The organism is Arthrobacter sp. ZGTC412 (genome assembly GCF_002929215.1).
Lineage (GTDB): Bacteria > Actinomycetota > Actinomycetes > Actinomycetales > Micrococcaceae > Arthrobacter.
The window spans coordinates 502,418-516,213 of record NZ_PJII01000001.1 but is presented as its reverse complement, the minus strand read 5'-3'; the positions used below and the strand labels follow the sequence as shown (position 1 = coordinate 516,213).

Sequence of the window (13,796 nt, the reverse complement as noted above, 5' to 3'; positions counted from 1 at the left end):
GGCTGACGCCCGAATGTTCCGGTAGAGATCAAACCAACGGAGAACACGAGAGTGCCTACGATTAACCAGCTGGTCCGCAAGGGCCGCACGCCTAAGGTCAAAAAGACCAAGGCCCCCGCGCTTAACGGCAGCCCGATGCGCCGCGGTGTCTGCACCCGCGTTTACACCACCACCCCGAAGAAGCCGAACTCGGCACTGCGTAAGGTGGCGCGTGTGCGCCTCAACGGTGGCATTGAAGTCACCGCTTACATCCCCGGTGTAGGCCACAACCTGCAGGAGCACTCCATTGTGCTCGTTCGCGGTGGTCGTGTGAAGGACCTCCCGGGTGTCCGTTACAAGATCGTCCGTGGTGCCCTCGATACCCAGGGTGTCAAGAACCGTAAGCAGGCCCGCAGCCGCTACGGCGCAAAGATGGAGAAGAAGTAATATGCCTCGCAAGGGTCCGGCCCCCAAGCGGCCGCTCGTACTAGATCCCGTTTACGGCTCCCCGCTGGTCACCCAGCTCATCAACAAGGTGCTCGTTGACGGCAAGAAGTCCACGGCAGAGCGCATCGTCTACGGTGCCCTCGAAGGCGCACGCGCCAAGTCCGGCGGCGATCCCGTAGCAGCCCTCAAGAAGGCCATGGACAACGTCAAGCCTTCCCTCGAGGTCCGCTCACGCCGCGTCGGTGGCGCCACCTACCAGGTTCCGGTTGAGGTCAAGCCGGGCCGCTCCACCGCACTCGCCCTGCGCTGGCTGGTTGGCTACTCCAAGGCCCGCCGCGAGAAGACGATGACCGAGCGCCTCCAGAACGAAATCCTGGATGCCTCCAACGGTCTCGGTGCCGCTGTGAAGCGTCGCGAAGACACCCACAAGATGGCCGAGTCCAACAAGGCCTTCGCACACTACCGCTGGTAATACTTCCCGTACGCCGCCGGCCCTCACAGGCCGGCGGCGAACGTGTAGTCCATCCGAAAGGGAGACACCGTGGCACAGGACGTGCTTACCGACCTTAGTAAGGTCCGCAACATCGGCATCATGGCCCACATTGATGCCGGCAAGACCACCACCACCGAGCGCATCCTGTTCTACACGGGTGTGAACCACAAGATCGGCGAAACGCACGACGGCGCTTCGACCACTGACTGGATGGAACAGGAAAAGGAACGCGGCATCACCATCACGTCTGCCGCCGTGACCTGCTTCTGGGAAAACAACCAGATCAACATCATCGATACCCCCGGCCACGTTGACTTCACCGTTGAGGTTGAGCGCTCACTGCGCGTCCTCGACGGCGCTGTCGCCGTCTTCGATGGCAAGGAAGGCGTTGAGCCGCAGTCTGAGACCGTTTGGCGCCAGGCTGACAAGTACAACGTCCCGCGCATCTGCTTCGTCAACAAGATGGACAAGCTTGGTGCCGACTTCTACTTCACCGTAGACACCATCATCAGCCGCCTGGGGGCCAAGCCGCTCGTTATGCAGCTGCCCATCGGTGCCGAGAACGACTTCATCGGCGTCGTGGACCTGCTTTACATGCGTGCGCTGGTGTGGCCCGGCGATGCCAAGGGTGATGTCACCATGGGTGCGAAGTACGAGATCCGCGAGATCCCGGCTGACCTCCAGGAAAAGGCCGAAGAGTACCGCGCAAGCCTCGTTGAGGCTGTTGCGGAGTCCTCCGAGGAACTCATGGAGAAGTACCTTGAGGGCGAAGAGATCTCCGTCGACGAGCTCAAGGCCGGCATCCGCAAGATGACGATCAACTCCGAGCTTTACCCGATCTTCTGCGGTTCGGCCTTCAAGAACCGTGGCGTTCAGCCCATGCTCGATGCAGTTGTCGACTACCTGCCGAACCCGCTCGACGTTCCGCCGATGGTCGGTCACGATCCCCGCGACGAAGAGAAGGAAATTGTCCGCGCGCCTTCCTCCGAGGAGCCGTTCTCGGCTCTGGCGTTCAAGATTGCCGCGCACCCGTTCTTCGGCCAGCTCACCTTCATCCGCGTTTACTCCGGTCACGTGGAAGCAGGCGCCCAGGTGGTCAACTCCACCAAGGGCAAGAAGGAGCGCATCGGCAAGCTGTTCCAGATGCACGCCAACAAGGAAATGCCCGTTGACGGCGCTACCGCCGGCCACATCTACGCAGCGATCGGTCTGAAGGACACCACCACAGGGGATACCCTGTGCGACTCCGCCAACCAGATCGTGCTCGAGTCCATGAGCTTCCCTGAGCCCGTGATCTCTGTTGCTATCGAGCCGAACACCAAGGGTGACCAGGAGAAGCTCTCCACGGCCATCCAGAAGCTCTCCGCTGAGGACCCCACCTTCCAGGTCTCCCTCAACGAAGACACCGGCCAGACCATCATCGCCGGCATGGGCGAGCTCCACCTGGACATCCTGGTGGACCGCATGCGCCGCGAATTCAAGGTCGAGGCAAACGTCGGTAAGCCGCAGGTCGCGTACCGCGAAACCATCAAGAATGTTGTTGCGCGTCACGACTACACGCACAAGAAGCAGACCGGTGGTTCGGGCCAGTTCGCGAAGATCCAGATTGCCATTGGGCCGCTGGACACTTCCGAGGGCGAGCTGTACGAGTTCGAGAACAAGGTCACCGGTGGCCGTATTCCTCGCGAATACATCCCCTCGGTTGACGCTGGTATCCAGGATGCACTGAACGACGGCGTCCTGGCCGGCTACCCCGTTGTTGGCATCAAGGCGACGCTGATTGACGGCGCTTACCACGATGTTGACTCCTCGGAAATGGCATTCAAGATCGCCGGCCGTATGGCTTTCAAGGAAGCCGCACGCAAGGCGAACCCTGTCCTGCTCGAACCGCTGATGGATGTAGAGGTCCGCACCCCTGAGGAATACATGGGTGAAGTTATCGGTGACCTCAACTCCCGCCGTGGCCAGATGCAGTCCATGGAAGATGCACAGGGTGTCAAGGTCATCCGTGCGCACGTCCCGCTGTCCGGCATGTTCGGCTACATCGGCGACCTGCGCTCGAAGACCCAGGGACGCGCTGTGTACTCCATGACGTTCCACAGCTACGCCGAGGTCCCGAAGGCATTCGCCGACGAGATCATCCAGAAGAACCGCGGCGAGTAGTCTTCGGACGCTCGCAGCGAACAAACTCGGGTGTGCTTCCGGTTGACGGAGGTCCGCCTGGTGCAGGTGGCCGGGTACGGTCGGATTCATCCGGACAAGCCGGTTTCCGGCCATCTGCACGAACAGGCTCGAGGGACTAGTATTAGTTCCTGAATCTGCAATTTCACCAATCCAAAGCCCCCCAAGTAGACTTACCTGAGTTTCCGCCGCGACAAGCGCGGCTGAAGGGTATGTCATTTGAAAACGTTCTAGGAGGAACCTGTGGCAAAGGCAAAGTTCGAGCGGACTAAGCCGCACGTTAACATCGGCACCATTGGTCACGTTGACCACGGTAAGACGACGTTGACGGCCGCCATTTCCAAGGTGCTGTACGACAAGTACCCGACTCTCAACGAGAAGCGTGACTTCGCGTCGATTGACTCTGCTCCCGAAGAGCGTCAGCGCGGCATTACCATCAACATCTCCCACGTTGAGTACCAGACCGAGAAGCGCCACTACGCACACGTAGACGCCCCCGGTCACGCTGACTACATCAAGAACATGATCACCGGTGCTGCACAGATGGACGGTGCAATCCTCGTGGTTGCCGCCACTGACGGCCCGATGGCTCAGACCCGCGAGCACGTTCTGCTTGCCCGCCAGGTTGGTGTTCCCTACCTGCTGGTCGCGCTGAACAAGTCCGACATGGTTGACGATGAGGAACTGCTGGACCTCGTTGAAATGGAAGTTCGTGAGCTGCTTAGCTCACAGGGCTTCGATGGCGACGAAGCACCGGTTGTCCGCGTTTCCGGCCTGAAGGCCCTGGAAGGCGACCCCGAGTGGGTCAAGTCCGTTGAGGACCTGATGGCTGCTGTGGATGAGTCCGTTCCGGACCCCATCCGCGACCGCGACAAGCCCTTCCTGATGCCGATCGAAGATGTCTTCACGATCACCGGCCGTGGCACCGTTGTTACGGGCCGCGCCGAGCGTGGAACCCTCGCCATCAACTCCGAGGTCGAGATCGTCGGCATCCGCCCGGTCCAGAAGACCACGGTTACCGGTATCGAGATGTTCCACAAGCAGCTCGACGAAGCATGGGCCGGCGAGAACTGTGGCCTCCTGCTCCGCGGTCTGAAGCGCGATGACGTAGAGCGTGGCCAGGTTGTCGTCAAGCCGGGTTCCATCACCCCGCACACCGACTTCGAGGCTAACGTCTACATCCTCTCCAAGGACGAAGGCGGACGTCACAACCCGTTCTACTCCAACTACCGCCCGCAGTTCTACTTCCGTACCACGGACGTAACCGGCGTTATCACCCTGCCCGAGGGCACGGAAATGGTTATGCCTGGCGACAACACTGAGATGACCGTTGCGCTCATCCAGCCCATCGCCATGGAAGAGGGCCTCGGCTTCGCAATCCGCGAAGGCGGCCGCACCGTTGGTTCAGGACGCGTTACCAAGATCAACAAGTAATTCTGGTTGAACTGAAGAACAGCCCCGCTGCTACTGCAGCGGGGCTGTTCTTTTTGGTTTACCCCTCCCTGATACTGTTGCTGGACCGAAAGGAGTTCATCATGGGATGGCTTATTTTTCTGATTATCGCGGTTGTGGTGGTGGCCGGTGTGTTCTGGGCCAAGAAGCACTTCCGCAACGAGATCGACCGCGCCAAGCGGATCAACAGGGCAAACAAAAACCAGTAGTGGCGCGAGGCCGGATGGCTAGCCCGCTGCGGCCCTCCGTGCCTTGCCGAGCGCCTGGTACCAGTAGAAGGACTGCTTGGGTGTGCGCTCCAATGTTTCGAAGTCCACGTGCACCAGCCCGAAGCGCTGCGAGTAGCCTGCCGCCCATTCGAAATTGTCCATCAGGGTCCACACGTAGTAGCCGCGCAGGTCCACGCCCGGGGCTGCCCCGCCAGGCGAGGTGGCGTCCAGCGCAGCCCGCAGGTGCGAAGCGATGTAATTCATCCGCTCCTCGTCCTGGACGGGGCCGGAGACCCGGTCAGGCTCAGGGAAGCTTGCTCCGCCTTCGGTGATGTAGACCGGCGGGAGCGCGTCACCGTACCGGTCCTGCAGTTCCTTGAGCAGGACACCCAAATGGTCCGGAGCCACGGGCCAGCCAAATCCGGTGCGGTTGTACTCCGGGTAGCCCACCTCGTGGAAGGGGAGCCTGGCTACCGCCTTGTGCGTATCCGCCGGAATGGGCGTCACCCCCCGGCCAATGGCCACCTTCACCGGGAAGTAGTAGTTGAGGCCGTAGAAATCGAGCGGCTGGTGGATGGTCCGGAGATCGGCGTCGGAAATCCTTCCTATTGAACGCAGCCAGGGCTTGGCATACAGCGGGAGGCTGGGGTAGCGGCCAAGCAGTACAGGATCGGCGTAGATCCTGTTCATGAGCAGGTCGTATAGCTTGGCCACCAACCTGTCCCCGACCTTCCGGCTGGCAGGCCGGACTGGCGAGTGGAGATTGGTGACGCCAACGTCTCCCTTGACTCCTGCAGCACGCAGGGCCTGGGCACCGAGCCCGTGGGCCAGGAGCTGGTGGTGGATGGCCGGAAGTGCGTCGAACATCAGGGTGTGGCCGGGGGCATGGACGCCAAGGGCGTAGCCGTTCAGGGTCACCGACAGCGGCTCGTTCAGCGTGACCCACTGGGCCACGCGGTCGCCATAGCGTTCGCCGGCGGCAGCGGCATACTCGCCGAACCGTTCAGCTGTCTCACGGTTCATCCAGCCCCCGCGCTGTTCCAGCGGCAGCGGGGTATCCCAGTGGTAGAGGGTTGCCATGGGGGAGATGCCGGCGGCGAGCAACTGGTCGATCAGCCGGTCATAGAAGTCCAGCCCCTCGGCGTTCAGGTTTCCCCGGCCGTCGGGCTGGATCCTCGGCCAGGACAGCGAAAAGCGGTAGGAGTCCACGCCCAGCTCCTGGAGAAGGGCGATGTCCTCCGGCAGGCGGTTATAGTGGTCGCAGGCCACAGCGGGGGAGTGCCCGTCCATAATGCTGCCCGGCTTCTCGGCGAAGGCGTCCCAGCCCGAAGGGCCCCGGCCTCCCTGGGTAAGGGCTCCTTCGATCTGGAAAGCTGCGGCCGCCACGCCCAGGGTGAACGACGGCGGCATACGGCTGGCCAGTTCAGCCACGGATTCGGTGCTCTCCAGCGTCATGCCCCTATCATCCATTCGGCTGTTGCCGTTGGCAATGACCCGGGGAAGGGCTCCGGAGAAAAGGGCCAATTCGCTTATGGCGCCAGATTCCGGCATACTAGATGAGTTGTTCAAGCGCTTCTTCGCGTCCCGATCCGGATAATGCCGGGTGCAGGGTCCAGGTGGAAGACCAAACATAACCCCCTCCCCATGGAGTTGCGGATTTGTATGCGTGCCAAGCGCGACACGCCCGACCGCGGGGGTCGGTTACGTCGGCAAGGTGAGGAACCCGGATTCATCCGGATTCAGTTTGTGCGGCGGGTGGTAGTTACGACTTCAAATGCTTCGGCAGCCACATACAACAGGTAAGTAAACAGAGCAGCATTTACTGAAAGAGAGTCAGGCGACATGGCGGGACAAAAAATCCGCATCCGGCTGAAGTCATACGACCACGAGGTCATTGACGTTTCAGCACGGAAGATCGTTGAGACGGTCACGCGCGCAGGCGCAACTGTAGTTGGCCCCGTGCCGCTGCCGACGGAGAAGAACGTTTACTGCGTAATCCGCTCTCCGCACAAGTACAAGGACAGCCGCGAGCACTTTGAAATGCGCACGCACAAGCGTCTTATCGACATCATCGATCCCACGCCGAAGGCTGTTGACTCGCTTATGCGTCTCGACCTGCCGGCAGACGTGAACATCGAAATCAAGCTGTAGGGAGGTGCTGAGAGACTATGACCGCAACCCGTAACGTAAAGGGCCTGCTGGGCACGAAGCTCGGCATGACCCAGGTCTGGGACGAGAACAACAAGCTCATCCCTGTCACTGTGGTCCAGGCAGATTCGAACGTCATCACCCAGCTGCGCAACGCAGAAGCTGATGGCTACGTAGCCGTACAGATCGGCTATGGCCAGATCGACCCCCGCAAGGTAACCAAGCCGCTGGCTGGTCACTTTGAAAAGGCAGGCGTCACGCCTCGCCGCCACGTCGTCGAACTCCGTACCGCAGATGCTGCTGAGTACGAGCTGGGCCAGGAGCTCTCCGTAGAGGTCTTCGAAGCCGGCCAGAAGATCGACGTCATCGGCACCACCAAGGGTAAGGGCTTCGCCGGTGTTATGAAGCGTCACGGCTTCCACGGCGTTGGAGCTTCCCACGGTGCCCACAAGAACCACCGTAAGCCCGGTTCAATCGGTGGCGCATCCACCCCGAGCCGCGTCTTCAAGGGCATGAAAATGGCCGGCCGCATGGGCGCCGTTCGTCACACCACGCTGAACCTCACGGTCCACGCGGTTGACGTCGAGAAGTCGCTGCTCCTTATCAAGGGTGCCGTTCCCGGCGCCCGCGGCCAGGTCGTCCTCGTACGCACCGCCGTGAAGGGAGCCTAGTCCAATGGCTAACACTGTCCAGGTTGACCTGCCTGCAGAGATCTTCGACGTACAGACCAACGTGCCGCTGCTGCACCAGGTTGTCGTTGCCCAGCTCGCTGCTGCTCGCCAGGGTACCCACAAGACCAAGACCCGCGCTGAAGTTTCAGGTGCAGGACGCAAGCCGTTCAAGCAGAAGGGTACCGGCCGCGCCCGTCAGGGTTCCATCCGTGCTCCTCACATGACCGGCGGTGGCGTTGTCCACGGTCCCACCCCGCGTGACTACAGCCAGCGCACCCCCAAGAAGATGATTGCTGCTGCACTGCGCGGCGCACTGTCTGACCGGGCGCGTAACGGACGCATCCACGTTGTTGCCGAACTGGTTGAGGGCACCAAGCCGTCCGCCAAGACTGCACTCGCAACGCTGCGCGGCGTTTCCGACCGCAAGAACCTGCTGGTTGTCATCGAGCGCGCCAACGATGTTGCTGCACTGTCCGTGCGCAACCTCGCCGGTGTTCACGTTCTGTACGCAGACCAGCTGAACACCTACGACGTTCTCGTGTCTGATGACGTTGTCTTCACCAAGGCTGCCTACGAAGCATTCGTTGCGGGCAAGGCAGTGGCAAAGAACGAGGAGGATGCCAAGTGAGTGCAGCCACCATCAAGGATCCCCGCGACGTCGTGCTTGCACCCGTCGTGTCGGAAAAGAGCTACGGCCTGATCGACGAGGGCAAGTACACCTTCCTGGTGGACCCCCGGTCGAACAAGACCGAGATCAAGCTGGCCGTGGAGAAGATCTTCTCCGTCAAGGTCGACTCGATCAACACCATCAACCGTGCCGGTAAGCGCAAGCGCACCAAATTCGGATGGGGTACCCGCAAGAACACCAAGCGTGCGATTGTCACCCTCAAAGAAGGCACTATCGACATCTTCGGCGGTCCGCTCGCGTAGCGGAGACCACTTTAACGAGGAAATAAATTATGGGAATCCGTAAATACAAGCCGACTACCCCGGGCCGTCGTGGCTCGAGCGTAGCGGACTTCATCGAAATCACGCGGTCGACGCCGGAAAAGTCGTTGGTACGTCCGCTGCCCAAAAAGGGCGGCCGTAACAACACCGGTAAGATCACCACCCGTCACAAGGGTGGCGGACACAAGCGCCAGTACCGTCTGATCGACTTCCGTCGCCACGACAAGGACGGCGTTGACGCCCGCGTTGCTGAAATTGAGTACGATCCGAACCGTACGGCTCGCATCGCCCTCCTGCACTACGTTGATGGCACCAAGCGTTACATCATCGCCCCGAACAAGCTGTCCCAGGGTGACTTCGTAGAGGCAGGTGCCAACGCTGACATCAAGCCTGGCAACAACCTGCCCCTGCGCAACATCCCGGTGGGTACCGTTATCCACGCAGTTGAACTGCGTCCGGGTGGCGGCGCCAAGATGGGCCGCTCCGCCGGTGCATCCATCCAGCTCGTCGCCAAGGAAGGCCGCTTCGCCCAGCTGCGTCTGCCTTCCGGTGAAATCCGCAACGTTGACGTGCGCTGCCGCGCAACCGTCGGCGAGGTGGGCAACGCCGAGCAGTCGAACATCAACTGGGGCAAGGCCGGCCGTATGCGGTGGAAGGGCGTCCGCCCGACCGTCCGTGGTGTCGCCATGAACCCGGTTGACCACCCGCACGGTGGTGGCGAGGGCAAGACGTCCGGTGGACGTAACCCCGTCAACCCGAACGGTAAGCGGGAAGGCCGCACGCGCCGCCCGAACAAAGAGAGCGACAAGCTTATTGTGCGTCGCCGTCGTACTGGCAAGAACAAGCGATAGGAGCCTGGACACATGCCACGCAGCCTGAAAAAAGGTCCTTTCGTTGACCAGCACCTCTTTGTGAAGGTAGCCAGGGAAAACGAAAAGGGCACCAAGAACGTCATCAAGACCTGGTCCCGCCGTTCGATGATCGTCCCCGACATGCTCGGGCACACGATCGCCGTGCACGACGGACGCAAGCACATCCCGGTGTTTGTCACTGAGTCGATGGTCGGGCACAAGCTCGGCGAATTCGCTCCCACGCGGACATTCCGCGGCCATGTCAAGGACGACCGTAAGGGCAAGCGCCGCTAGGCGCCTGCACTTACGTCAAAGACGAGAGAAGGAAAGCAATGGAAGCCAAGGCAATTGCGCGCCACATCCGCGTAACGCCTATGAAGGCCCGGCGCGTCGTCAACCTTGTTCGTGGTTTGCAAGCGAATGAGGCTCTGGCAATTCTGAAGTTTGCCCCCCAGGCAGCTTCGGAGCCGGTATTCAAGGTAGTTCAGTCGGCAATCTCCAACGCCCGGGTCCTCGCGGACCGCGACGGCGTGGCGTTTGACGAAGGCGACCTCATCATCAGCGAAGCGTTTGTTGATGAAGGCCCGACCATGAAGCGGTTCCAGCCGCGTGCCCAGGGTCGTGCATTTCAGATCAAGAAGCGCACCAGCCACATCACCGTGGTAGTCGCTACCCCGGAGAAAGAGGAGGCTCGCTAAGTGGGACAGAAAGTAAACCCGCACGGGTTCCGACTCGGCATCACCACCGATCACGTATCGCACTGGTTCGCTGACAGCACCAAGGCCGGCCAGCGGTACAAGGACTTCGTTCGCGAAGACATCCGCATCCGCCAGCTCATGTCCACGGGCATGGAGCGCGCCGGTATCGCCAAGGTTGAGATCGAGCGCACCCGTGACCGTGTCCGCGTGGACATCCACACGGCCCGCCCGGGCATCGTCATCGGCCGCCGTGGAGCAGAAGCAGACCGCATCCGCGGCGAGCTCGAAAAGCTCACCGGCAAGCAGGTTCAGCTGAACATCCTCGAGGTCAAGAACCCCGAGATGGAAGCACAGCTTGTTGCCCAGGGCGTTGCTGAGCAGCTGACTTCACGTGTGGCTTTCCGCCGCGCAATGAAGAAGGCCATGCAGTCCGCACAGCGTGCAGGTGCCAAGGGCATCCGTATCGCCTGCTCGGGTCGACTGGGTGGCGCTGAAATGTCCCGCTCGGAGTTCTACCGCGAAGGCCGTGTGCCCCTGCACACCCTCCGCGCGAACATCGACTACGGCTTCTACGAAGCCAAGACCACCTTCGGCCGCATCGGTGTGAAGGTTTGGATCTACAAGGGTGACGTCACCGCCAAGGAACTGGCCCAGCAGGCCGCTTCCGCCCCGTCCCGTGGCCGCGGTCCCAGCGACCGTCCGGGCCGCCCGGGTGGCGCTGACCGTGGTGACCGCCGCCGTCGCAACGACCGCCCGGCCGCTGACGCAGCTCCTGCTGCCGAAGCTCCGGCAGTTGAGGCAGCACCTGCTGCTGCAGAAGGAGGACAGGCTTAAATGCTTATCCCACGTCGAGTCAAGCACCGTAAGCAGCACCACCCGGGTCGTTCCGGCGCTGCTACGGGCGGCACCAAGGTCTCCTTCGGTGAGTACGGCATCCAGGCCCTGAGCCCGGCATACGTCACCAACCGTCAGATCGAGTCTGCACGTATCGCGATGACCCGCCACATCAAGCGTGGCGGTAAGGTCTGGATCAACATTTACCCGGACCGTCCCCTCACCAAGAAGCCTGCCGAAACCCGCATGGGTTCCGGTAAGGGTTCACCGGAATGGTGGGTCGCAAACGTCAAGCCGGGTCGGGTTCTCTTTGAGATCTCCGGCGTCGAAGAATCGGTAGCACGCGAGGCCCTGCGCCTGGCAATCCACAAGCTCCCGTTGAAGGCACGCATTCTGCGTCGCGAAGGTGGTGAATAGAAATGGCAGTAGGATCCAAGGATCTGGCTCCCGCACAGCTGGACGGTTTCGACAACGAGCGTCTCGTTGAAGAACTCCGCAAGGCCAAGGAAGAGCTGTTCAACCTGCGTTTCCAGTCCGCCACCGGACAGCTGGAGAACCACGGTCGGCTGCGCGCGGTAAAGAAGGACATCGCCCGCATCTACACCGTTCTCCGTGAGCGCGAGCTGGGCATTCGTGCCGAGGTTGCCGCACCGGTTGTGGAAGCCAAGGAAGAGAAGAAGTCCAAGAAGGCAGCAACCAAGAAGGCCGACAAGGCTGAAACGGTTGAGACCGGGGAGGATGCCAAGTGAGTGAAAAGGACGAGAACGTGACCGAAACTGCTACCGCAGCCACGGCTGAGCAGCGCGGTTACCGCAAGACGCGTCGCGGCTACGTGGTCTCTGACAAGATGGAAAAGACCATCGTTGTCCAGGTTGAAGACCGCGTGAAGCACGCCCTGTACGGCAAGGTCATCCGCCGTACCTCCAAGGTCAAGGCACACGACGAAGAGAACACCGCCGGCATCGGCGACCTCGTAGTCATCGCCGAGACCCGCCCGCTGTCCGCCACCAAGAACTGGCGGCTCGTGGAAATCCTCGAGAAGGCCAAGTAGCACCTGCTGCTTCGGTAACCGGAAGCCCCTGCTCCCTTTGGGAGCGGGGGCTTCCGCGTTAACCCGGCGCCTCTGAAAGCCGTCACGCCCGCAGGCCTCTAGGCGCGGACGACGTCGGGGCGGCGTCTTTGCGGGGGAGTGGCAGGCGAGGCGGGCCGAAAGGCTGCCGTGCGCGACGCCGTCGTCCGTCTTGCGGGGGAGCGCCGGCGGTGATATGGGGATGAGCGGAAAACGTGCTAAGATTTTGAGTTTGTATGGCGCCTTTCGTGCGCCGACATCAAACCTCGTAAACAAGCGTGCTACGGCATAGTGCCCCCTTGCGCCCAGGATCTCCTGGACCGGATGGGAGCAACTGCTTCTGGCACGGGAGTTTAGGCCTGGTCTGGCAAAATCCAGGCAGGTCAAGAGACACCCCGATCAACCGTTCCGCAAGGCTCATTCCGTAGGAAGATTTTCGGTCTGAGAACCGGCGCGACGCAAGGAGTAAATAGTGATTCAGCAGGAGTCGCGACTCAAGGTCGCCGACAACACGGGTGCTAAGGAAATCCTTACCATTCGCGTTCTCGGTGGATCTGGCCGTCGCTACGCAGGCATTGGCGACGTCATTGTCGCAACCGTCAAGGATGCAATCCCCGGCGGCAACGTAAAGAAGGGCGATGTTGTCAAGGCAGTCATCGTCCGTACCAAGAAGGAACGCCGCCGTGCGGATGGTTCCTACATCAAGTTTGACGAGAACGCAGCTGTGATCCTGAAGGCTGACGGTGACCCCCGCGGTACCCGTATCTTCGGACCGGTTGGTCGTGAACTTCGTGACAAGAAGTTCATGAAGATCGTTTCTCTGGCTCCGGAGGTGCTCTAGTCCATGGCTAAGATCAAAAAGGGTGACCTCGTTCAGGTCATCACTGGCGCCAAGGCTGAGCGTGGCGGCGACCGCGGCAAGCAGGGCAAGGTCCTGCGCGTGTTCCCCGAGACCAACCGCGTGCTGGTCGAAGGCATCAACCGCGTAACCAAGCACACCAAGGTCGGTCAGTCGCAGCGCGGCACCAAGACCGGTGGCATCGAGGTTGTTGAAGCTTCGATCCACATCTCCAACGTGGCTCTGGTTGACCCGTCCACCAAGAAGCCCACCCGCGTTGGCTTCCGCACCGAGACTGTTGAGCGCAATGGCGTCCAGCGCGAAGTGCGCGTCCGCGTGGCCAAGAGCTCAGGGAAGGACATCTAATGACTGAGACTCTCGAGACTCCGGCAACGAAGATCGTTCCTCGTCTGAAGACCAAGTACGCCGATTCCATCAAGAGCACGCTCATTGAGGAATTCAAGTACGAAAACGTCAACCAGGTTCCGCGCCTCGTGAAGGTCGTTGTGAACATGGGTGTTGGAGATGCCGCCAAGGACTCCAAGCTGATCGACGGCGCTGTCCGCGACCTCACCCAGATCACCGGCCAGAAGCCGCAGGTAACCAAGGCCCGCAAGTCCATCGCTCAGTTCAAGCTGCGCGAAGGCATGCCCATCGGTGCACACGCTACCCTGCGTGGAGACCGCATGTGGGAATTCCTGGACCGTCTGGTCAGCCTCGCACTGCCCCGTATCAGGGACTTCCGTGGTCTCTCCGGCAAGCAGTTCGACGGTAACGGCAACTACACCTTCGGTCTGACCGAGCAGGTTATGTTCCACGAGATCGACCAGGACAAGATCGACCGCGTCCGCGGTATGGACATCACGGTTGTCACCACTGCCAAGACCGATGACGAAGGCCGTGCGCTGCTCAAGGCGCTTGGTTTCCCGTTCAAGGCCGAAGACTAATCTAACTACGTAAAAGGTCCGGCGGTACGGC

General features: G+C 61.1%; 20 protein-coding genes. 19 read left to right on the top strand and 1 reads right to left on the bottom strand.

Features of this window, described 5'->3' with window-relative positions; translation table 11 throughout:
• The first annotated feature begins 51 nt into the window (after positions 1-51).
• The 5 genes from rpsL to CXQ88_RS22230 all read left to right on the top strand — a co-directional run bounded on the left by rpsL (position 52) and on the right by CXQ88_RS22230 (position 4,761).
• Positions 52-426, top strand: a complete 375-nt coding sequence (gene rpsL, locus CXQ88_RS02420) for a 30S ribosomal protein S12 (RefSeq protein WP_018773658.1) — start codon at positions 52-54, stop codon at positions 424-426.
• Between the two features lies 1 nt (position 427).
• Complete coding sequence (gene rpsG, locus CXQ88_RS02415; protein ID WP_026531948.1) at positions 428-898, top strand: 30S ribosomal protein S7; 471 nt, start codon at positions 428-430, stop codon at positions 896-898.
• A 69-nt stretch (positions 899-967) separates the two neighbouring features.
• Complete coding sequence (gene fusA, locus CXQ88_RS02410; protein WP_104042542.1) at positions 968-3,082, top strand: elongation factor G; 2,115 nt, start codon at positions 968-970, stop codon at positions 3,080-3,082.
• A gap of 261 nt (positions 3,083-3,343) precedes the next feature.
• A complete protein-coding gene (tuf, locus tag CXQ88_RS02405; RefSeq protein ID WP_104042541.1) occupies positions 3,344-4,534 on the top strand; it encodes an elongation factor Tu in 1,191 nt (396 codons plus the stop codon).
• Between the two features lie 101 nt (positions 4,535-4,635).
• Positions 4,636-4,761: a hypothetical protein gene (locus CXQ88_RS22230; protein ID WP_258061655.1), complete on the top strand. Its 126-nt coding sequence runs from the start codon at positions 4,636-4,638 to the stop codon at positions 4,759-4,761.
• An 18-nt stretch (positions 4,762-4,779) separates the two neighbouring features.
• On the opposite strand, the gene CXQ88_RS02400 is transcribed toward CXQ88_RS22230, so the two are convergent.
• On the bottom strand, positions 4,780-6,216 hold the full coding sequence (locus tag CXQ88_RS02400; protein ID WP_104042727.1) for a GH1 family beta-glucosidase: 1,437 nt from the start codon (positions 6,214-6,216) through the stop codon (positions 4,780-4,782).
• Between the two features lie 387 nt (positions 6,217-6,603).
• Here CXQ88_RS02400 and rpsJ point away from each other — a divergent pair, with 387 nt between their 5' ends.
• The 14 genes from rpsJ to rplE all read left to right on the top strand — a co-directional run bounded on the left by rpsJ (position 6,604) and on the right by rplE (position 13,765).
• Positions 6,604-6,912, top strand: coding sequence for a 30S ribosomal protein S10 (gene rpsJ / locus CXQ88_RS02395; protein ID WP_003803825.1), 309 nt, complete (start codon positions 6,604-6,606; stop codon positions 6,910-6,912).
• 17 nt (positions 6,913-6,929) lie between these two features.
• Positions 6,930-7,580 (top strand): 50S ribosomal protein L3, encoded by a 651-nt coding sequence (gene rplC, locus CXQ88_RS02390; protein ID WP_013601833.1) that lies wholly within the window; start codon positions 6,930-6,932, stop codon positions 7,578-7,580.
• A gap of 4 nt (positions 7,581-7,584) precedes the next feature.
• Entirely contained in the window at positions 7,585-8,208 is a 624-nt protein-coding gene (gene rplD / locus CXQ88_RS02385) for a 50S ribosomal protein L4 (RefSeq protein ID WP_104042540.1), read from the top strand.
• A complete protein-coding gene (gene rplW, locus CXQ88_RS02380) occupies positions 8,205-8,510 on the top strand; it encodes a 50S ribosomal protein L23 (protein WP_066293292.1) in 306 nt (101 codons plus the stop codon). The genes rplD and rplW overlap by 4 nt, the downstream gene beginning before the upstream one ends.
• A gap of 29 nt (positions 8,511-8,539) precedes the next feature.
• The gene (gene rplB, locus CXQ88_RS02375) at positions 8,540-9,379 is read left to right on the top strand and encodes a 50S ribosomal protein L2 (RefSeq protein WP_043454598.1); all 840 of its coding nucleotides are present in this window, start codon (positions 8,540-8,542) and stop codon (positions 9,377-9,379) included.
• A 12-nt stretch (positions 9,380-9,391) separates the two neighbouring features.
• Positions 9,392-9,673 (top strand): 30S ribosomal protein S19, encoded by a 282-nt coding sequence (gene rpsS / locus CXQ88_RS02370; protein ID WP_018773666.1) that lies wholly within the window; start codon positions 9,392-9,394, stop codon positions 9,671-9,673.
• A 38-nt stretch (positions 9,674-9,711) separates the two neighbouring features.
• Positions 9,712-10,077 carry a 50S ribosomal protein L22 gene (gene rplV / locus CXQ88_RS02365; RefSeq protein ID WP_009358304.1) on the top strand — a complete coding sequence of 122 codons (366 nt, stop codon included), beginning with the start codon at positions 9,712-9,714 and terminating at the stop codon, positions 10,075-10,077.
• Positions 10,078-10,911: a 30S ribosomal protein S3 gene (gene rpsC, locus CXQ88_RS02360; RefSeq protein WP_104042539.1), complete on the top strand. Its 834-nt coding sequence runs from the start codon at positions 10,078-10,080 to the stop codon at positions 10,909-10,911. It begins immediately after the preceding gene.
• Positions 10,912-11,328: a 50S ribosomal protein L16 gene (gene rplP, locus CXQ88_RS02355; RefSeq protein WP_013601829.1), complete on the top strand. Its 417-nt coding sequence runs from the start codon at positions 10,912-10,914 to the stop codon at positions 11,326-11,328. It abuts the gene before it with no gap.
• Between the two features lie 2 nt (positions 11,329-11,330).
• Positions 11,331-11,660: a 50S ribosomal protein L29 gene (rpmC, locus tag CXQ88_RS22565; protein WP_104042538.1), complete on the top strand. Its 330-nt coding sequence runs from the start codon at positions 11,331-11,333 to the stop codon at positions 11,658-11,660.
• Positions 11,657-11,962 (top strand): 30S ribosomal protein S17, encoded by a 306-nt coding sequence (rpsQ, locus tag CXQ88_RS02345; RefSeq protein WP_104042537.1) that lies wholly within the window; start codon positions 11,657-11,659, stop codon positions 11,960-11,962. Before rpmC ends, rpsQ begins: the two co-directional genes overlap by 4 nt.
• A gap of 490 nt (positions 11,963-12,452) precedes the next feature.
• Entirely contained in the window at positions 12,453-12,821 is a 369-nt protein-coding gene (gene rplN / locus CXQ88_RS02340; RefSeq protein ID WP_024366126.1) for a 50S ribosomal protein L14, read from the top strand.
• Between the two features lie 3 nt (positions 12,822-12,824).
• Complete coding sequence (rplX, locus tag CXQ88_RS02335) at positions 12,825-13,184, top strand: 50S ribosomal protein L24 (protein WP_104042536.1); 360 nt, start codon at positions 12,825-12,827, stop codon at positions 13,182-13,184.
• A complete protein-coding gene (gene rplE, locus CXQ88_RS02330; protein WP_104042535.1) occupies positions 13,184-13,765 on the top strand; it encodes a 50S ribosomal protein L5 in 582 nt (193 codons plus the stop codon). The genes rplX and rplE overlap by 1 nt, the downstream gene beginning before the upstream one ends.
• Positions 13,766-13,796 lie beyond the last annotated feature (31 nt).

What these genes read in the sequence shown, in the direction of transcription:
- rplC (WP_013601833.1), top strand. Translation starts at nt 6,930, where the DNA reads ATGACCGCAACCCGTAACGTAAAGGGCCTGCTGGGCACGAAGCTCGGC.
- CXQ88_RS02400 (WP_104042727.1), bottom strand. Translation starts at nt 6,216, where the DNA reads ATGACGCTGGAGAGCACCGAATCCGTGGCTGAACTGGCCAGCCGTATG.
- rpsS (WP_018773666.1), top strand. Translation starts at nt 9,392, where the DNA reads ATGCCACGCAGCCTGAAAAAAGGTCCTTTCGTTGACCAGCACCTCTTT.
- rplP (WP_013601829.1), top strand. Translation starts at nt 10,912, where the DNA reads ATGCTTATCCCACGTCGAGTCAAGCACCGTAAGCAGCACCACCCGGGT.
- rpsG (WP_026531948.1), top strand. Translation starts at nt 428, where the DNA reads ATGCCTCGCAAGGGTCCGGCCCCCAAGCGGCCGCTCGTACTAGATCCC.
- rpsJ (WP_003803825.1), top strand. Translation starts at nt 6,604, where the DNA reads ATGGCGGGACAAAAAATCCGCATCCGGCTGAAGTCATACGACCACGAG.
- rpmC (WP_104042538.1), top strand. Translation starts at nt 11,331, where the DNA reads ATGGCAGTAGGATCCAAGGATCTGGCTCCCGCACAGCTGGACGGTTTC.
- rplX (WP_104042536.1), top strand. Translation starts at nt 12,825, where the DNA reads ATGGCTAAGATCAAAAAGGGTGACCTCGTTCAGGTCATCACTGGCGCC.
- rplE (WP_104042535.1), top strand. Translation starts at nt 13,184, where the DNA reads ATGACTGAGACTCTCGAGACTCCGGCAACGAAGATCGTTCCTCGTCTG.
- CXQ88_RS22230 (WP_258061655.1), top strand. Translation starts at nt 4,636, where the DNA reads ATGGGATGGCTTATTTTTCTGATTATCGCGGTTGTGGTGGTGGCCGGT.
- rplD (WP_104042540.1), top strand. Translation starts at nt 7,585, where the DNA reads ATGGCTAACACTGTCCAGGTTGACCTGCCTGCAGAGATCTTCGACGTA.
- rplB (WP_043454598.1), top strand. Translation starts at nt 8,540, where the DNA reads ATGGGAATCCGTAAATACAAGCCGACTACCCCGGGCCGTCGTGGCTCG.
- rplV (WP_009358304.1), top strand. Translation starts at nt 9,712, where the DNA reads ATGGAAGCCAAGGCAATTGCGCGCCACATCCGCGTAACGCCTATGAAG.